Source organism: Amycolatopsis speibonae (assembly GCF_042647925.1).
GTDB lineage: Bacteria > Actinomycetota > Actinomycetes > Mycobacteriales > Pseudonocardiaceae > Amycolatopsis > Amycolatopsis speibonae.
Genome location: NZ_JBHRWK010000011.1, coordinates 15,687 through 33,944, shown reverse-complemented (window position 1 = coordinate 33,944; position 18,258 = coordinate 15,687). Strand labels below are relative to the sequence as shown.

Sequence of the window (18,258 nt, the reverse complement as noted above, 5' to 3'; positions counted from 1 at the left end):
TAACTTTGGTGGGGACACCTTGGTTCGACAGGAGGCGAAGCTCGTGGTTGGCGCAGAAAGTCCGCCCGTCGGCACCCCCGCCGGGATGCGGAAGATCAATCAGCGCGCCGTGCTGGACCTCCTGCGCCGCAGCGGCCCCGCCACGCGGCCGCAAGTCGCCAAGGACACCGGTCTCTCGAAACCCACGGTGAGCCAAGCGTTATTGGCCCTCGAAGCGGCCGGGCTCGCCAGGGCGACCGGGCACACCTCGACCGGCACCGGCCGGTCCGCCGTCCTCTACGAAGCGGACCCCACGGCCGGATACGTCCTGGGTGTCGACATCGGACGCGAGCACCTCCGCGTCGCCGTCTCGGACCTCGGCCACACCGTGGTCGCCCGCCGTGACGAGCGGAACACCTCGCGTTCGGGCACCGCGCTCGTCAGCGCCGTGGGCGCCCTCGCGGCGGCGACAGTGCGCGAAGCGGGACTGAGCCAGGCCGACATCGTCGTGCGCGTCCTCGGCTCCCCCGGCGTCGCGGATCCGGGCAAACGCTGCTTCCGGCACGCGCCGAACCTGCCCGGCTGGGGCAAGGCCGGCCTGCTCGACGAACTCGAAGGCGTCCTCGGCCCGGACCTCATGGTCGAGAACGACGCGAACCTCACCGCCGTCGGCGAATGGGAACGCGGTGCCGCGCGCGGCGCGTCCGTGTTCGGCTGCATCACCATCGGCACCGGCGTCGGCATGGGCGTGATGGTCAACGGCCAGGTCTTCCGCGGCGCGACGGGCGCGGCGGGCGAAATCGGCTACCTGCCCTACGGCCAATCGCACGCGGCGGGCGAGGGCGAAGACGCCCCGCCGGTCCGCGGCCACCTCGAAGAGGCGACGGCGGCACAGTCCGTCGTCCGCGGCGCGCGCGAACTCGGCCTCGGCACGGCGAAATCGGCCCGCGAAGTCTTCCGGCTCGCCCGCGACGGCGACGAACTCGCCATGCGCGCCGTCGAGGCGGAGGCGGACAGACTCGCGTACACGGTGGCTTCGGTGGCGGCCGTGATCGACCCCGAACTGATCGTGCTCGGCGGCGGTATCGGCACCGCGGCCGATCTGCTGCTCGACCCGATCGACCGCGCCCTGCGGTCGTTCACCCCGCTCGTCCCGTCGGTCGTCCAGGGCGAACTCGGTGACGACGGCGTGCTGACCGGCGCGATCAGCGTCGGGTTGCGCGCCGCCGAGGGCCTGGTCTTCGAGCGCAAGGTGGGCGCGGCCTGAACGGCGCGCCTTGAGCCATTCCCTCCGCGGTAATCGACGGCGTCGAACCGTCGCGGAACGATGGCTCCCATGACCACAGCCAAGAAGATCGTCCTCGACTGCTTCGAGAACATGTTCGTACACAAGGACTTCGACGCCGCGAGCACGAACGTGCATCCGGATTTCGTCACCCACAGCCCGGGTTTCCCGTCCGGCCGCGAGGCTTTCGCCGAAGCGATGCGGAATTCGCCGATGGCAGGCGCGGACGTCGCCGTCAAACGTGTGATCGCCGACGACGAGCACGTCGTCGTGCACCTGCACGTCGTCCGGCCGGGTGAGGAACTCGGCGCGGCCGTCGTCGACATCGTCCGCGTGGAGGACGGGCTCATCGTGGAGCACTGGGACGTCAAGCAGCCGGTGCCGCCCGGCGCCGAGATGTTCTAGGGCTTGATGATCAGGCAGGTGCTCGACGCGGTCGCGAGTACCTTGCCCTGCGGGTCGCGGATGTCGCCCTCGGCGAACGCGACCCGCGAACCGGCCTTCACGATCCAGCCGTGCGCGCGGATCTCCCCCATCGAACCGGAAATCGCGCGCAGGAAGTTCACCTTCAACTCGACCGAGGTGTACCCGACCCCGGCGGGCAGGGTCGAGTGCACCGCGCATGCCACCGCCGAGTCCAGCAGGGTCGCCGCGACACCGCCGTGCACGGTCCCGATCGGGTTGTACAGCGACTCGTCCGGCGTCGCGGCCAGCACGACGTCGCCCTCGGCCACGCTCACCCAGCGCATGCCGAAATGCGCCGAGATCGGCGCCGGCGGGATCCGCCCCTCCGCGATACCGGTCAGGTAGTCGAGCCCGGACAGCTCGCGGCCGAGCCGGGCGGTGGGCAGCGGATCCTGCCAGGTCACGGTCTTCTGCCTGGTCTCCGCGGTGGCGTCGACGGTCATACCTGCCTCCCAAGACGGTCGTCCTAGACTTTCCTAAGACGATCGTCCTAGTCAAGGGCTATGCTCGTGGACGTGTCCGACACCACCACCCGCGAGCGGATGATCTCGACCGCGATGACGCTCTTCCGCCGCGAGGGCTACCAGGCCACGTCGTGGCGGCGGCTGGTCGAACAGGCCGGGACGCCGTGGGGGTCGGCGTACCACCACTTTCCCGGCGGCAAGGAGCAGCTGGCCGTCGCCGCGATCGAACTCGGCACCACCGTCGTGGCGAAGACGGTCCGCCGCGCTTTCGAGCGCAACGAGACCGTCGAGGACGCCGTGAGCTGGTGGTACCGCAAGGCGGGCGAGGCGCTGGCCGCCGACGACTACCGCGGCGGCTGCCCGCTCGCCACGATCACGCTGGAGATGGCGCACGCCTCGCCCGCGATCACCAAGGCGTGCCAGGACGCTTTCGCCGCCTGGCACCGGCTGCTGGTGGAACTGCTCACCGGCCACGGCGCCCAAGACGCCGAAGACCTCGCGACGGCCATCGTGAACAACCTCGAAGGCGCCCTGCTGGTCAGCCGGATCCGCCGGTCACCCGATCCGCTGGACCGGGCCGCGCGGCACGTCGCACTCGTGATCCGCGCGAGTACCGGCGAGCGCGGGTAGCGTGGCCAGACATGATCGGTCTGCCCGACACCATCACGGCCTGCCTCTTCGACCTCGACGGCGTACTGACCGGAACCGCGGCCCAGCACCGCGAAGCGTGGAAGCGCACGTTCGACGACTTCCTGCGTTCCCGCGACGGTGACACGTTCTCTCCGTTCACCGACACCGACTACGCGGCTTACGTCGACGGAAGGCCGAGGGCCGACGGAGTCCGCACTTTCCTCACCTCGCGCGGGATCGAACTGCCCGAGGGAAAGCCGGACGACGGCATCGACGCCGCCACCGTCAACGGCGTCGGGAACCGCAAGAACCAGCTCGTGCTGAAGATCATCGACGACGAGGGTGTCACCCCGTATCCGGGTTCCGTGCGCTACCTGGAGGCGGCGAAGGCGGCCGGATTGCGCATCGGCGTGGTCACTTCGTCGGCCAACGGCGCGAAGGTGCTCGACGCCGCCGACCTGACCAGGTTCGTCGAAGCGCGGGTCGACGGGATCGTGCTCGCGGAGAGGGGCTTGCGTGGCAAACCCGCCCCCGACTCGTTCCTCGCCGGTGCCGAGGCGTTCGGTATCGCACCGGAGAACGCGGCCGTCTTCGAGGACGCGCTCGCGGGCGTGCAAGCCGGAAAAGACGGCGGATTCGGTTACGTGGTCGGGGTGAACCGCGCGCACCAGGCGGGCGAACTGCTCGCGCACGGTGCCGACGTCGTGGTGGACGACCTCGCCGAACTCCTGGAGGACCGCAAGTGACCGAATCGTTTCTCCGCGGCTACGAGGTCTCGCCCTGGGAGCTGCGCTGGCACGGCATGGACGTCGACGCGTTGCAGCGCACCGAATCGGCGTTCGCGGTGTCCAACGGGCACATCGGCCTGCGCGGCACGCTGGAGGAGGCCGAACCCCGCGGCCTGCCGGGCACCTATCTCAACGGTTTCTACGAGGAGCACGACCTCCCCTACGCGGAAACCGGCTACGGATACCCGGAAGAAGGACAGACCGTCGTCAACGTGACCGACGGCAAGGTCATCCGGCTGCTGGTCGAGGACGAACCGCTCGACATGCGATACGGGCAGGCGACGGACCACGATCGCGTCCTCGACTTCCGGAAGGGCACCCTCGCGCGCGACACCGTGTGGTCCTCGCCGACCGGGCGCCGGGTCAGGGTGAGGACCGAACGCCTGGTCTCCTTCACCCAGCGCGCCGTCGCCGCGATCCGGTACGAGGTCGAACCGCTCGACGACGAGCTCCAGCTGGTGGTGCAGTCGGATCTGCTGGCGAACGAACCGGTCGAGTCCGACACGCGTGATCCGCGGGTCGCGGCGGCACTGGAGTCGCCGCTGGTCGGGGAATACCACCATGCTGAGGCCTACCACGCCGTCCTGGTGCACCAGACCCGCCGATCCGGGTTGCGGATGGCCGCCGCGATGGACCACAAGATCGACGTCTCCGACGGTGTCCGCACGCATATCGGGGCCGAGGAGGATCTGGCGCGGCTCACCATCGCCGTCGACGTGCCGAAGGGCGGACGGCTGCGGATCACCAAGTTCCTCGCCTACGGCTGGTCCGCGCAACGTTCGGTGCCCGCCGTGCGCGCCCAGGTCGAGGCCGCGCTGGCCGGGGCCCGGCAGACCGGCTGGAAGGGCCTGCTCGCCGAACAGAAGCAGTTCCTCGACGACTTCTGGGAGACCTCGGACATCGAGATCGACGGTGATCCGGAACTGCAGCAAGCGGTACGGTTCGCGCTCTTCCACCTGTTGCAGGCCGGAGCCCGCGGTGAGACGAGGGCCTTGGCGGGCAAGGGATTGACCGGCCCGGGGTACGACGGGCACGCGTTCTGGGACACCGAGACCTTCGTCCTGCCCGCGCTCACCTACAGCATGCCGGACGCCGCCAGGGACGCACTGCGCTGGCGGCACTCCACTTTGGACAAAGCACGGGAAAGGGCGACACAGCTGGGTTTGCGCGGTGCGGCGTTCCCCTGGCGATCCATCAACGGCGCGGAATGCTCGGCGTACTGGCCGGCTGGCACGGCCGCGTTCCACGTCAGCGCCGACATCTCGGACGCCGTCGTGCGCTATCTCAACGCCACCGGCGACGACGAGTTCATGCGGACCTGCGGCGCGGAACTGCTCCTCGAAACCGCGCGGATGTGGCTGTCACTGGGGCATTTCGACCGGCGCGGCCGGTTCCGGATCGACGGCGTCACCGGACCGGACGAGTACTCCGCGGTGGCGGACAACAACGTCTACACGAACCTGATGGCTCGCCGGAACCTGTTCTACGCAGCCGAAATCTGCGGAGCGCACGCGGACGTGGCGGCCGCGTTCGAGGTCACCGAGGACGAGGTCGCGCTGTGGCGTAAGGCGGCCGACGCGATGCTGGTGCCCTACGACGAGGATCTCGGCGTCCACCCTCAGTCCGAAGGATTCCTCGAGCACGACGAGTGGGATTTCGAGGCCACGGAACCGGATTTCTACCCGCTGCTGCTGAACTTCCCGTACTTCGACCTGTACCGCAAGCAGGTGGTCAAGCAGGCCGACCTGGTGCTCGCGCTGCACCTGTGCGGCGATTCCTTCACCCCGGAAGAGAAGGCGCGCGACTTCGCCTACTACGAGGCACGGACGGTGCGGGATTCCTCGCTGTCGGCGGGAACGCAGGCCGTGGTCGCGGCCGAGGTCGGGCATCTCGACCTGGCCTACGACTACCTCGCCGAGGCGGCACTCACCGACCTGCACGACGTGCACAACAACGTCCGCAACGGCCTGCACCTGGCCTCACTCGCGGGCGCGTGGCAAGGCACCGTCGCCGGGTTCGGCGGCCTGCGTGACCACGGTGGACGGTTGACCTTCGCACCGCGGCTGCCACCGCGACTCCAGCGGATCGCGTTCCGGCTGACCTTCCGCGGCACCCGGTTCCAGGTCGAGTTCGACCGCGAGGCCGCGACGTACCACGTGCTCACCGGGGAACCGCTGGAACTGGCGCACCACGGCGAGACCTTCACGGTGACCTCCGAGCCGGTGCGGCTGCCGATCCCGGCGCTCGATCCGGGTCCGGCGCCGGTGCAGCCCGCGGGCCGCGCTCCGGTGCGGCGACGGCCGAAGGGCGCCTGACCGGTCACCTGGCGTGCTCAGTCCGGAGGTTCGATCGGCACTTCGCCGCTGCCCGGCACGCCGTCGACCTCTTCGGTGCCGTGCGGGCCCACATCACGGTTGGGCGCGCTCGGCACGTCGGTCTTCGGCTGGATTCCGCGAAGGTCGTCGAGGTCTTCTTCGTCGTCCTGCCCGAAGCTCTTCTTGCTTTCCCTCATATGTCCGGGGTACCCGTTCGCGGCCGGATACGCCAGCTTTCAGGCGGCTTTCGCCGGTTTTCCGTCCAGCGTGACCAGTCCGTCGAGCATGCCGAGCAGCAGCCCGTCCCGGGTGGACCACGGGCAGATGGCGACCTGGCCCCCGGAAAGCATCAGCAGCGCCTCGGCGACGATCGCGCCCGCGAGTGCCTGATGCGAGCGCTGCCGCGAGATGCCCGGCAGCTCGGCGCGGCTTTTCGCGGGCAGTTTCGCCAGCCGCGGGATCCACGCACGGAGGTCGTCGAGGTGCAGTTCCCGCGCGCGCGACGGCCTGTCGCCGGCCAGCCGGGCGAGTTGCCGCAACACCTTGGAACAGCCGACGGCGCGGTGGTCGCGGATGTGCGGAAGGACGTCCTGCATCGCGTCGCGGACCTCGTCGAGCACGTGCTCCCGCATCGCCCGTACGACCTTGGGCGACGGGCACTCGGTGGCGAACCAGTCCCGCGTCAGGGAGCGGGCCCCGAGCGGCAGTGAATGCGCGAACCCGGCCTCTTCGGCCTCCCCCGCGGCGAGTTCGACTGTCCCGCCGCCGATGTCGAGCACCAGCAACCCGCCGGCCGAAGCGCCGTACCACCGGCGCGCGCCGACGTAGGCCAGTTCGGCCTCGCGGCGGCCGGTGAGGAACCGCAATTTGACCCCGGTGGCCTTGGCGACGTCGCAGACGACCTGCTTCACGTTGGCCGCGTCGCGAATCGACGAGGTGGCGAGCGGGTACACGTCCTCGACGCCGTGCTTGGCGGCCATGGTCATCCCCGCCTCGACGGCGGAAGAGACCGCGTCGATGCCACGCCTGGTCAGGTTCCCGTCATCGTCGAGTTCCCTGTCGAGCCGCAGTCGTGTCTGGTGGCTCAGTACGGGATCGAGCGGCGAACCACCCTTGGCCAGAACCACCAGCCGTGCACTGAACGACCCGACATCCAGGACCGCGGCGGACGGCTCGCCGATCTGCTTGCGCACGCGAGGCACCTCACCTTCGTCGCGAACGTATTCCCCCGAGGTATCGCTTCCACTCCTGATAATGGCGGATTTTCCGGCCGTTCAGGCGTGGTTTACGTTCTCTTTTCACCGGAAGTCCGGTTTTTGATCGCGCAGGGGGTCTACCGACGCAGGTCAAGTATACCGTATCGATACAGGTGAGAGGTTCGACTCCTTCGCGTGGCTAACCAACGAGCTCACGAAGCTTCGAAACCTGGGCGACGCGGGCCTCGCGACCGGGCAGCATCGGGTTGACCACGAGCGTGGTCGCGCCGGCCTCACGGAAGGCGGCCAGCCGCTCCTTGACATACCCGTCGGGGCCGATCAGCGAGATCGCCTGGATCAGCTCCTTCGGCACCGCCGCGGCGGCCTCGTCCTTCTTCCCGTCCAGGTACAGGTCCTGGATGAGCTTGGCTTCGGCCTCGTAGCCGTACCGCTGGGCGAGGCTGTTGTAGAAGTTCTTGCCGCGGGCGCCCATGCCACCGATGTACAGCGCCAGCATGCCCCGCAGGTGGTCCAGCAGCCCGTCGACGTCGTCACCGATCGCCAGCGCGGTGCCGACGAAGGTGTCCAGCTCACCCAGCGACGGGTCGCGCTTCGCCTTGCCCTCGGCCAGCGACGCGCCCCAGACCTCGGAGGCCTTCTCGGGGTGGAAGAAGATCGGCTCCCAGCCCTCGGCGAGTTCGGCGGTGAGCGCGACGTTCTTCGGGCCGATCGAGGCCAGCAGGATCGGGATCCGCTGACGCACCGGGTGGTTGATCAGCTTCAGCGGCTTGCCGAGGCCCGTGCCCTGCTCCGGCGGCAGCGGGATCGTGTAGTGCGTGCCGGAGTGCACGACCTTCTCCCGCCGCCACACCTGACGGCAGATGTCGATGATCTCGCGGGTGCGGCCGAGCGGCGCGTCGTACTTCACGCCGTGGAAACCCTCGATGACCTGCGGACCGGACGCGCCGATGCCGAGGGTGAACCGGCCGTCGGAGACGAAGTCGAGCCCGGCCGCGGTCATCGCGGTCAGCGTCGGCGTCCGCGTGTAGATCTGGAAGATGCCGGAGGCGATCTGGACCCGCTCGGTCTTCGCCGCGACGTAGCCGAGCTGGCTGACCGCGTCGAACGAGTAGGCCTCGGGGACGAAGACGATGTCCAGGCCGGCCTTCTCCAGCTCGACGATGTCCGCCACGCTCTCGGCGAAACCACCGGCGTAGTTGATCGCGGTCCCGATCCTCATCCGCATCTCCTCGTAAGTTACTGAGCGTTCGCTTAGCGATAGTATGCCCGGTGCAGGGTCGCCGCGAACTCGAGGACGATGCCGCCTTCTTCGTGCATGTGCCGCGCACCCTCGAGGAACCGGCGTCTGAACTCCTCACCGCGCTCGGGCGGCAGCGCCGGGACCATCTCGGCGAGCCCTCGCGGCATCATCCAGTCCCACAGCGCGTCCGGTCCGGACAGTGGCTTGGGCAGCTCGACGGTTTCCCTGGTCACGCCCTCGAAACCGGCCTCGCCGAGCAGGGCGTCCAGCCGGTCGTGGGTCAGCGGGCCGGGCTGATCGGGCGGCGGCTCGGAAACACCCCCTGGAGCGAAGAACTCGATGCTCAGGTCCTGGAACCACCCCAGCCGGCCGACGGACTGCCGTTCCAAGGACAGCGCGACCGTGCCGCCCGGCGCCAGTACCCGCCGGAATTCGGTGAGCGCGGCAAGCGGGTCGTCGAGGACCTGCATCACGAAACCGGCGGTGACCAGGTCGAACGACCCGTCCGCGAACCCCGTCCGGTAGAGGTCTCCCTCGCTCGCGGAGATCTCCGGGTGCTCTTCGGCCAGCCGTCGCATCATCAGCGGCGACGCGTCGATGGCGGTGACGGCACAGCCCTTGGCGAGCGCCGCCCGCGCGACCGCCCCGCGCCCGGCCCCGACGTCGAGCAGCCGGGCGCCGGGCGCGGGATCCGCGAAAGCGACGAGGTCCCTCCCCACGTCGGCGACGTAGAAGAAGATGTCCTCGTAGCGGTCCACGAGCTGGTCGTACTTGGCCTTCGCCTGGGCTGCGGTCACCATCGGGCGAGGGTATTTACGGTCTCCGGCGCGGAGATACCGCTATTTGTGTGCGGACACCCACGCCTTCACCACGTTGTCCAGCACACGCAGCGGCAGGATCCCGTTGCTCAGCACGACCTCGTGGAAGCCCTTGATGTCGAAGCGGTCACCGAGGGCGGCCTCCGCTTCGGCGCGGATCCGCTCGATCTCCAGCCGCCCCACCATGTACGACAGCGCCTGCCCGGGGAAGGCGGCGTAGCGATCGATCTCGGCCTCGATCTCCACCTGGGCCATCGGCGTGTTCTCGGCGAGGTAGTCGACGGCCTGCTGGCGGCTCCAGCCGAGCGCGTGCATCCCGGTGTCGACGACCAGCCGCCCGGCCCGCATCGAATCCTGGGTGAGCATGCCGAACCTGGTCAGGTCGCTGGAGTACAGCCCCATCTCGTCGGCGAGGCGCTCCGAGTAGAGCCCCCAGCCTTCGACGTAGGCGTTGACGTCGGCGTGACCGCGCAGCATCGGCAGGCCCTTGAGCTTGTGCGCGATGCAGATCTGGAAATGGTGCCCCGGAACGGCTTCGTGGAAGGCGATCGCCTCGCTCGTGTGCTTCGGGCGCAGCTCGGCCTCGTAGGTGTTCGCGTAGTAGGTGCCCGGCCGCGAGCCGTCCAGCGCCGGCTCGATGTAGTACGCCAGCGTGCCGCCGGGCGCCTCCGCCGGCGGGACCGGCTCGACCCCGCACCGTTCCTCGGGGATGGCCGAGAACCACTGCGGGGCAACGGCTTCGGCGCGGGTGATGGCGTCACGCGCGGCGTCGAGCAGTTCGTCGCCGTCTCGCCAGCGCAAGGCCGGATCGGTGCGGAGCCGCTCGAAGATCTCGCCGAGATCCTTGGTGTCGAAGATCTTCTCGCCCAGCTCGCGGTACTGGTCGGCCAGTTTCGCGATCATGTCGAGCCCGGTGTCGTGCAGATCCCGCGCGGTGCGCTCGGTGGAGGTGTGCGCCCGGATCAGCGCGGCGTACTTCTCCTGCCCGCCGGGAAGCGCGCAGAGGCCCGGCTCCTTCTCGGTCCTCGCCACGGGACGCAGCTCGGTGGCGAGGAAGTCGCGGTACCGGGTGTAGCCGGGCCGGACGACCTCGGCCAGCAGCCGGTCCCGTTCGGCTTCGTAACCCTCCACGGAAACGGACGCGGTGAGCGCCAGCGGGTCACCCGCCTCGTCACCGAGATAGCGCTCCACGTAAGCGATTCCGCTTTCGACGAGGAAGTCCGGCGGGATCAGCCCTTCGGCCGCCGCCGCCCGCTGCCGCACGATCAGGGCGTCCAGATAGACGCCCATACCGCCCAGCCGCTTCAGATAACCCCGGACCCTCTCCTCGTCGTTCAGCGACAGCACCGCGAGTTCGTTGAGCATGAACAACGCGGGCGAGGCCAGCCCGTCGCTGACCGAGAACTCGTCGGCGCGGGCGTCGACCAAGTCGACCATCGCCCTCGCCTGCTGGATCACGACCTCGCGGGTGACCGCCTCGGCCGCGGAAAGCCCTTCGGTGCCCAAAGCTTCGGCCCGCTCGGCGAGGGCGACCGCCGACGCGCGCTGGTTGGCCGCGGCCTCCGCGCTCGGGTCCGGCATGGTCCCGTGGTCGCCGGGGAGCCCGAGCAGCGAACGCCACAGCGGGAGCTCCTCGAACTTGAGCTCCATCAGCTCTTCGGCGAGACCGTTCGAGGTGTCGCCATGACCGGCGACCCAGTCGCGGACCACGCCGTCCAGCACCGAAAGCGGCAGCGACCCCCCGCCGAGCACGACGTCGTGGAAGGCCTTGATGTCGAACCGGCTGCCCAGGGTGAGCTCGGCTTCGGAGCGGATGCGCTGGATCTCCAGCCGTCCCACCATGTACGACAGCGCCTGGCCGGGGAAGGCGATGTAGCGGTCCACTTCGGACTCGATCTCGACCAGCGCCATCGGCGTGTTCTCGGTGAGGAAGTCGATGGCCTGGCGGCGGCTCCAGCCCAGCGCGTGCAGCCCGGTGTCGACCACCAGGCGTCCGGCGCGCATCGAATCCATCGTCAGCATGCCGAGTTTCGCGACGTCGTCGGAGTACAGGCCCATCTCGTCGGCGAGGCGCTCGGTGTAGAGCCCCCAGCCCTCGGCGTACGCGGTGAAGTCGCCGATGCGGCGCAGCAGGGGGAGTTCGGTGAGGCTCTGCGCGAGGCTCAGCTGGAAGTGGTGGCCGGGGATGGCCTCGTGGAACGCCGTCGCCTCGGCCGCGTGCCGGAAGCGCTCCTCCGCCTTGTGGGTGTTGGCGAAGTAGATCCCCGGCCGGGAGCCGTCGACCGCGGGCCACATGTAGTAGGCGGCGGGCGCGCCGGGCGCGGATTCGGCGGGGACCGGCTCGACCGTCCACGGCTGCGGCGGGATCCGGCCGAACCACTTCGGCGCCTCGGCTTCGGCCCTGGTGATGGCCGCGCGGGCGGAGTCCAGCATCTCCTCGGCGTCGGACCAGCGCAGCGCCGGGTCGGTGCGGAGCTTGGTGAAGATCTCGGCGAGGTCGGCGGTGCCGAAGACACGGGAGCCGTACTCGCGGTACTCGGCGGCGAGGTTCGCGATCACGTCGAGCCCGGTCTGGTGCAGCTCACGCGGGGTTCGGACGGTCGTGGTGTGCATCTCGGCGAGCAGGGCGTAGATGCGCTCGCCGTCGGGCAGCCAGCAGACGCCGGGCTTGTCCTCGGGACGGCCGTGCGGCGCGATCTCCTTCGCGAGCACCTCGCGGTACTCCGCGATCGCGGGCCGGACGACGTCGCGCAGCAGGTCGGCGCGGCGGGTCTCGAAGTCGTCGTCGGGCGCGGGCTGGCGCAGCAGCGGATCGGCCGACGGCTCGGCGAGGTACCGGTCGAGGTACGCGACGGTCGAGTCGACCAGGTACGCGACCGGGACCAGGCCTTTGGCGACGCCGTCGCGATGCCGCTGCGCGGCCTGCCGCAGGTACTCCGGGATCGCGGCGATCCGCCCGAGGTGGGCCTCGGCCTGGGCACCCGTGCCGACCGACATCATCGGCAGCACGGTGAGCACCTCGGCGGCGGGCGAGATGAACAGGTCGCTGACGGTGAACTCGACGAACCGCGAGTCCAGCAGTGCGATCCTCCCCCGCGTCGTCGCGATCAGGACGTCGCGGGTGGTCTTCTCCTCCGCGCTCAGCCCGTCGGTACCGATGGCCTCGGCCCGCTCGGCGAAACCGGCCAGAGTCGCGCGGAAGGCGTCTCCGGCGGCCTCGCTGAGATCGGTGAGCCCGGTCGATTCCGGACGGAAGCCCTGCAAAGCGGGCGTGACCGGCTCGGCGTCGAAGAGGGCTTCGACGAACTCGTCGGCGAGGGCGGAGACTTCGCTCATGTTTCTTCCCCAGGGGTTCGGTGGAGGCGGTGACCCCGACCCTAATGGAGAGCGCGTCCTACCGAAGCGGGGTTTTGCGGCACACGGACGGCCTCTCCCGCGGCGCCGGGGGCGAGACGGTAGCGTTCCCGGACGTGGCCGTGACCGATCCCGTGGACATCCGCCTGCTCGCCGCCCTCGCGGACCTGGGCAAGGCGGCCGTGCACGAACTCGCGGCCAAGGTGGGGATGGATCCGCGCGAAGTCGCGTACCGCCTCGTCGCCCTCTCCGGCAGCGGATTGCCGCTGCTCGTGGGCGTGGAGAGCGACCCGAACGGGTTACGGGCCGCCATCGCCGGCTCGCCCCCCTCGTGGGCACAGCAGCCCCAGCAAGCCCCCCAGCCTCAGCAGCCCCCGCAGCCTCAGCGCCAGCCGGGTCAGGGGTCCGGGCCGTACAACGTCCAGGGCACGCCTTCCGGACCGTACAACGTCCAAGGGACGCCGTCGGGGCCGTACAACGTGCACGGCACGCCGTCGGGCCGGTACCCCGGTCCGCCGTCGGCCCCGGTGCGCCAGCCGATGGCTCCGCCTCAGCAGCGTCCGCCCGCCCCGCCGCAGCAGCAGTTCGCACCCCCGATGGCGCCCGCCGACCCGGTGATGAGCACCTGGGGTGTCCCGCAGACCGCGTCCTGGGCCCGCGGCGACGAGCAGCAGCCCGCGCCGCGGCCGGTCCCGGAGGGCAAGAAGGGCAAGACCGGCGACGTCATGGAGACCCAGGGCCTGGAGGGCGAGCAGCTCACCGTCCAGCTGCTCGAGGTCCAGGACCCGGCGGACTACCTGTTCAGCGCGGCGGGCTACTCGCTGGAAGCCGGGGAACGGTCGGTGGTGGTGCACACCGAGATCACCAACCGCGGGAACATCCCGTTCGTGTCGCTGCCGGACAACTACCTCGAACTGCTCAGCGCGGACGGCAAGCCGATCACGAAGGCGCCGGTCTCCTTGACCTCGCGGCCGCCGCACAAGATCGGCGTCCGGCCGGGCGAGACCCTCGGCGGCCACACCGTCTACGTGCTGCCGGACGCCACCCGCGTGGTCGCCGTGCGCTGGTCGCCGCGGCCGGAACCGGACGAACGCACGCTGACCTGGTCGATCGACGACTAGCGCGTCGCCCGTCCCCGTAGTCAGAGGACTGAACGCGGGACAAGCGGCTAGTTCTCGTCCTGCAGGATCCGCAGCGCGTTGGCCAGGTCGTCCGGGTACTCCGACTCGAACTCGACCCAGCGCCCGTCGGACGGATGCGCGAAACCGAGCGTCTTCGCGTGCAGCCACTGCCGGGAAACGCCGAGCTTGCGCGCGAGCACCGGGTCGGCGCCGTAGGTCAGGTCGCCGACGCACGGGTGCTTGAGCGCCGAGAAGTGCACGCGGATCTGGTGCGTGCGGCCGGTCTCCAGCTTGATGTGGGCCAGCGACGCGGCACGGAAGGCCTCGACGACCTCGTAGTGCGTGACGCTGGGCCGTCCGCCCTGGACGACGGCGAACTTGTAGTCGTGCCGCGGATGCCGGTCGATCGGCGCGTCGATGGTGCCGCGCGTCGGATCCGGGTGACCCTGGACGATGGCGTGGTAGCCCTTGTCGACGGTGCGTTCCTTGAACGCCCGCTTGAGCACGGTGTACGCGTGCTCGCTCTTCGCCACGACCATCACGCCGGTGGTGCCGGCGTCCAGCCGGTGCACGACGCCCTGGCGTTCGGCCGCGCCCGACGTCGCGATCCGCAGCCCGGCGGCGGCGAGACCGGCGACGACGGTCGGCCCGGTCCAGCCGGGGCTCGGGTGCACGGCGACGCCGACCGGCTTCGAGATCACCACGATGTCGTCGTCGTCGTGCAGGATCTTCATGCCCTCGACGGGTTCCGCGATGACCTCGATGGCCGAGACGGGATCGGGCAGCGTCACTTCGAGCAGCCCGCCGGCGGACAGCCGGTCGGACTTCCCGGCAGGCCTGCCGTCGAGGAAGATCTCGCCGGATTCGGCCAGTTCCGCCACGACCGTGCGGGAAAGTCCCAGCAGTTTCGCCAGTCCCGCGTCGACGCGCATGCCGTCGAGCCCGTCGGGTACGGGCAACATCCGCGCGCTCATTCGCTTGCCGCCTTCTTCTTGTCCTTTGTAGATGATCCGTCGTAGTCCTTGCCCAGCAAGGAGAGGATCACGATGAGCACACCGCCGACACAGATCGCGGAGTCGGCGACGTTGAAGATCGCCCAGCCCTGCCCGTTCGGCGCGAACGCGGAGATCATGTCGACCACGTGCCCCTGCAACGGGCCGGGGGCACGGAAGATCCGGTCGGTCAGGTTGCCGAGCGCGCCCGCCAGCACCAGGCCGAGGCCGATCGCCCAGCCGACCGAGCGCAGCCGCCGGGACAGCCAGACGATGGCGACCACGACGGCGACCGCGACCAGCGCGAGCACCCAGGTCAGCCCGGTCGCCATCGAGAAGGCGGCACCGGGGTTGCGCACCAGCTGGAAGTACACCAGCCCGCCGAGGAACTCGACCGGCTGCTTGCCCTCCAGCGTCGACACGGCGATCTGCTTGGTGAGGAGGTCGATCCCCCACAGCACCGCGGCGACGACGAACACCACGGCGACGCGCTTCTTGGGCAGCGGCGGCGACGGTGGCGCGGTCTCGGCCGGAGCGAGGTCCGGTTCCGCGGAGTCGTTCTGAGACGAGGGGGGCTCTGTACTCACTCCCCTATTGTCCACGGAGCGTGCTCAGGTCTCCTCGGCGGCCGCCTTCGGCCTGCTCAGCAGCGCCGCGAACGCCCCGGCGAGCGCGACCAGCGACGACAGCACCAGCGCGAGCGGCCCTTGCGCGAGCACGACGGCGCAGAGCACGAACGCGGCGGCCACGACCAGCACGAGCACGCTGCGGTCCAGCCAGGCGAGCCCGACCAGTCCCAGGGTCAGCAGGATCGCGCTGCGCGCGTCGCCGTCTATTTCGAATTCCCAGAAACCGACGAGATCCGCCAGCACGATGGCGACGAGTCCGCCGACGGCGATCGCGGCGACCTTCCACCACGGCATGGTCCGCGTCCGAATCGTGTAGAACAGCACCGTGCCGAGGTAGACGGCGAGGACGGCGAACAGCCAGTTGTCCAGCCGGCTCATGCCGACGACCGAGACGGCTTCCCCGGCCTCCCTGCTCATCTCCACGCCGTAGAGCGCTCGGTACCGCCCCGGGCCGGAGTTGGGCGCGTAGGCGAACCACCCCTCTGATCGGCTCGAACCGACGGACAAGGCCACTACCGCCAGTTGGGCGAATCCCAGTAGCGCCAGCGGAAACCAGTAACGCGGTCGCTCGTTCCCCATGCGGGGTGAGGGTAGTGGGTCAGGCGCAGAACGGGGGAAGCTCCCGCGGATCGTTCTCCGGCACCCAGCGGCCCTCCGGCTTCTCGTACTGCCAGCGCGCGCCGCGGGCGACGATCTGGCGCAGCGCCAGGACGAGCCTGTCGACGTGCTCGGTGGTGCTGCCGAGACCGAGGCTGACCCGGACGGCCTGCTGGCCGGTCGAGCCGGCGGCGGAGATCAGCCGCTTGGTCGCCACGTGCGCGCAGAACGCGCCGTCCCGGACGCCGATGCCGTACTCCGCGGACAGGACAGCGGCGAGCCAGCCCGGGTCGAAGCCGTCGACGACGAAGCTGAGTGTGCCGACCCTGTCGACAGGCGCGTCGAACAGCCGCAATTCGGCGAAACCGGGGATACCGGCGAGACCGCGACGCAGCCGCGCCAGCAGTTCGTCCTCGTGGGCGACGATCGCGTCCCAATTCCCGGCCAGTGTCTCGCAGGCGACGCCGAGCGCGTAGACGCCGACGGTGTTGGGGGAACCGGCTTCGTGCCGCTCGGCACCGGAATTCCAGACCACGCCGAGGTCTTCGGAGTCGCGGGTGACGAGCTTCGTCGCGCCGCCACCGGCGAGGTACGGCTGGGCGGCGCGCAGCCAGTCGGCGCGGCCGATCAGCGCACCGGCACCGAAGGGCGCGTACAGCTTGTGCCCCGAGATCGCGATGTAGTCGACGTCCAGTTTGCGCACGGAGATCTTGCGGTGCGGTGCGAGCTGCGCCGCGTCGAGCGCGATCCGGGCGCCATGCCGCCGCGCGACGGCGGCGATCTCCTTGACCGGCAACAGTTCCCCGGTCACGTTGGAGGCGCCGGTGATGACGACCAGTCGCGGACCCTGCGGGCAGTCCGCGAGCGCTTCGTCCACAGCGGACACCGCGGCCAGACGAGTACGCGGAGTCTGGATCCGGCGGACGTTCGGGCCCTTCCACGGCAGCAGCGCGGCGTGGTGGTCGGTGTCGAACACGACGACCGACGTGTGCTTCGGCAGGCTGCGCGCGAGAAGGTTGAAGGAATCGGTGGTGTTGCGGGTGAAGACGACGGAGTCGGTCGACCGCGCGTCGACGAAGTCCCGCAGGATTCCGCGCGTACGCTCGTAAAGCTTGGTGGAGATCTGCGAGGCGAACCCGGCGCCGCGGTGGACGCTGGCGTACCAGGGCAGGAACTCGTCGACAGCGTCACGCACCTTGTCCAGACAGGGAGCACTGGCCGCGTGATCGAGGTTGGCGTAGCCGATGTCGCCGCCGGTGACCAGCGGAACCCGCAGACCGGCACAGGCCACCGTCGGGATTTCGTGCTCCACAACGGTTTCCGTGACAGTGACGGGGGTGCTGGTGCGTTCGAGAGCGAGAGTCATCGTCAATCCTCCGGGCCAGGGGACCCGACGAGGATCCCGCGCTTGCCCGTCGCACCACGCGACGAGCCAGGTCCTCACCCGGGGCACCCCACCGCGGAAGGAGGGTTGCCGGTCAGCTAGCCGGGGCTTGACGCTGACACTCGTGACCTACGAACGAAGTTAGCGGATGGGCGGCCGATCAAGCCACCCCTTGTCCGCATCTTGAGACGCCGCTCACGTACTCCGCAAGCGAAAAGAACCGTTGCCCGGCGCCGCGCCGCGCCGGGCAACGGGAGGTCAGACGCGGAATCGCCCGGGAAGCGGGACGACGGAACGCGAAGAGACCTCGGTCGCGGAACCCGAGTACTGCTCGGTGCCCGCGGTGAACTGCCAGCCGCCGAAGGTCTTGCCGTCGACAACCTCGCCATGGGCCTCGGCGACCTTGGTCGAGACCTCGTCGTAGGAGAGGCCGCTCCAGTTGCCCGCACCGACACCGAAGTCGCGCGAGTCCCCGCCCTTGGCGGCGGCCGCGGGCAGGGTCCACAGGGTGAAGTGCACGTGGGCGCCGGTGCTGCTGCCGCCGCAGGGCAGCGCGTTGCCGGTCCGGCCGAGGAGGTCACCAGGGGCGACCTTCTGGCCGTCGGTGACCGAAATGTCTTCCATGTGGTAGTACCCGGTCCGCCAGCCGCCGTCGTGGTCGACGGTCACCCAGTCGCCGCCGCCGCAGTGCTGGATCCGGACGGTGCCCGCCAGCGGGGCGCGAACCTTCTTGTCGGCGGGGCTGAGGTCGATGGCGTTCTTCACGCCGGAGTTCCCGTTGTCGGAGTGGATCCCCGCCGAGTAGATCGACTGGCCCGTGTCGAAGGGCAACCCGAACGCCGGGAACGCGCCGGCCGCGGCTGCCGCCGGCGCGGAAAGAACCACCCCGACGAGCGCGGCAGCGGCCCCCAGACCGGCGAACCGTGCAGGAAGTTTCGTCACCTTGCGTACTCCTTACCCCGCGACACTCACCCATTCGA

General features: G+C 69.9%; 17 protein-coding genes and 1 riboswitch. Of the genes, 6 read left to right on the top strand and 11 right to left on the bottom strand.

Going from position 1 to position 18,258, the window contains the following annotated elements; translation table 11 throughout:
• Positions 1–43: 43 nt before the first annotated feature.
• Both ACFOSH_RS05635 and ACFOSH_RS05630 read left to right on the top strand, forming a co-directional pair.
• A complete protein-coding gene (locus ACFOSH_RS05635) occupies positions 44–1,246 on the top strand; it encodes an ROK family transcriptional regulator (protein ID WP_378237597.1) in 1,203 nt (400 codons plus the stop codon).
• A gap of 69 nt (positions 1,247–1,315) precedes the next feature.
• Positions 1,316–1,669 (top strand): nuclear transport factor 2 family protein, encoded by a 354-nt coding sequence (locus ACFOSH_RS05630; RefSeq protein WP_378237596.1) that lies wholly within the window; start codon positions 1,316–1,318, stop codon positions 1,667–1,669.
• On the opposite strand, the gene ACFOSH_RS05625 is transcribed toward ACFOSH_RS05630, so the two are convergent.
• Complete coding sequence (locus tag ACFOSH_RS05625) at positions 1,666–2,172, bottom strand: PaaI family thioesterase (protein ID WP_378237595.1); 507 nt, start codon at positions 2,170–2,172, stop codon at positions 1,666–1,668. The two genes, ACFOSH_RS05630 and ACFOSH_RS05625, sit on opposite strands and share 4 nt — an antisense overlap.
• Positions 2,173–2,244: 72 nt before the next feature.
• Between ACFOSH_RS05625 and ACFOSH_RS05620 the strand changes: the two genes are divergently transcribed.
• From ACFOSH_RS05620 to ACFOSH_RS05610, 3 genes are read left to right on the top strand one after another with little or no spacing between them, the layout of a single operon-like run.
• Positions 2,245–2,823, top strand: coding sequence for a TetR/AcrR family transcriptional regulator (locus tag ACFOSH_RS05620; RefSeq protein WP_378237594.1), 579 nt, complete (start codon positions 2,245–2,247; stop codon positions 2,821–2,823).
• 11 nt (positions 2,824–2,834) lie between these two features.
• Positions 2,835–3,569, top strand: a complete 735-nt coding sequence (locus ACFOSH_RS05615) for an HAD family hydrolase (protein WP_378237593.1) — start codon at positions 2,835–2,837, stop codon at positions 3,567–3,569.
• Positions 3,570–3,625: 56 nt separating this feature from the next.
• Positions 3,626–5,926, top strand: coding sequence for a glycoside hydrolase family 65 protein (locus ACFOSH_RS05610; protein ID WP_378237632.1), 2,301 nt, complete (start codon positions 3,626–3,628; stop codon positions 5,924–5,926).
• A 17-nt stretch (positions 5,927–5,943) separates the two neighbouring features.
• Here the strand turns inward: ACFOSH_RS05610 and ACFOSH_RS05605 are convergent, their stop codons facing one another.
• The 5 genes from ACFOSH_RS05605 to ACFOSH_RS05585 form a co-directional block, all read right to left on the bottom strand.
• Positions 5,944–6,123, bottom strand: a complete 180-nt coding sequence (locus ACFOSH_RS05605) for a hypothetical protein (RefSeq protein WP_378237592.1) — start codon at positions 6,121–6,123, stop codon at positions 5,944–5,946.
• Between the two features lie 39 nt (positions 6,124–6,162).
• On the bottom strand, positions 6,163–7,119 hold the full coding sequence (locus ACFOSH_RS05600; RefSeq protein ID WP_378237591.1) for a Ppx/GppA phosphatase family protein: 957 nt from the start codon (positions 7,117–7,119) through the stop codon (positions 6,163–6,165).
• 202 nt (positions 7,120–7,321) lie between these two features.
• Positions 7,322–8,362 (bottom strand): LLM class F420-dependent oxidoreductase, encoded by a 1,041-nt coding sequence (locus ACFOSH_RS05595; protein ID WP_378237590.1) that lies wholly within the window; start codon positions 8,360–8,362, stop codon positions 7,322–7,324.
• A gap of 32 nt (positions 8,363–8,394) precedes the next feature.
• Positions 8,395–9,183: a class I SAM-dependent methyltransferase gene (locus ACFOSH_RS05590; RefSeq protein ID WP_378237589.1), complete on the bottom strand. Its 789-nt coding sequence runs from the start codon at positions 9,181–9,183 to the stop codon at positions 8,395–8,397.
• Positions 9,184–9,222: 39 nt separating this feature from the next.
• Positions 9,223–12,537 carry a DUF885 domain-containing protein gene (locus ACFOSH_RS05585; protein ID WP_378237588.1) on the bottom strand — a complete coding sequence of 1,105 codons (3,315 nt, stop codon included), beginning with the start codon at positions 12,535–12,537 and terminating at the stop codon, positions 9,223–9,225.
• Positions 12,538–12,671: 134 nt separating this feature from the next.
• Between ACFOSH_RS05585 and ACFOSH_RS05580 the strand changes: the two genes are divergently transcribed.
• Complete coding sequence (locus tag ACFOSH_RS05580) at positions 12,672–13,676, top strand: AsnC family protein (RefSeq protein WP_378237631.1); 1,005 nt, start codon at positions 12,672–12,674, stop codon at positions 13,674–13,676.
• A gap of 47 nt (positions 13,677–13,723) precedes the next feature.
• Here the strand turns inward: ACFOSH_RS05580 and ACFOSH_RS05575 are convergent, their stop codons facing one another.
• From ACFOSH_RS05575 to ACFOSH_RS05555, 5 genes are all read right to left on the bottom strand, one after another.
• Positions 13,724–14,650, bottom strand: a complete 927-nt coding sequence (locus tag ACFOSH_RS05575) for an RluA family pseudouridine synthase (protein WP_378237587.1) — start codon at positions 14,648–14,650, stop codon at positions 13,724–13,726.
• Positions 14,647–15,255 (bottom strand): signal peptidase II, encoded by a 609-nt coding sequence (gene lspA, locus ACFOSH_RS05570; RefSeq protein WP_378237586.1) that lies wholly within the window; start codon positions 15,253–15,255, stop codon positions 14,647–14,649. Before lspA ends, ACFOSH_RS05575 begins: the two co-directional genes overlap by 4 nt.
• 24 nt (positions 15,256–15,279) lie before the next feature.
• Positions 15,280–15,876, bottom strand: coding sequence for a hypothetical protein (locus tag ACFOSH_RS05565; RefSeq protein WP_378237585.1), 597 nt, complete (start codon positions 15,874–15,876; stop codon positions 15,280–15,282).
• Between the two features lie 19 nt (positions 15,877–15,895).
• Positions 15,896–17,260, bottom strand: a complete 1,365-nt coding sequence (locus ACFOSH_RS05560; RefSeq protein ID WP_378237584.1) for an aminotransferase class V-fold PLP-dependent enzyme — start codon at positions 17,258–17,260, stop codon at positions 15,896–15,898.
• A 33-nt stretch (positions 17,261–17,293) separates the two neighbouring features.
• A riboswitch (SAM riboswitch) is annotated at positions 17,294–17,408 on the bottom strand.
• Positions 17,409–17,536: 128 nt separating this feature from the next.
• Positions 17,537–18,220 carry a M23 family metallopeptidase gene (locus ACFOSH_RS05555; RefSeq protein WP_378237583.1) on the bottom strand — a complete coding sequence of 228 codons (684 nt, stop codon included), beginning with the start codon at positions 18,218–18,220 and terminating at the stop codon, positions 17,537–17,539.
• Positions 18,221–18,258: the final 38 nt, after the last annotated feature.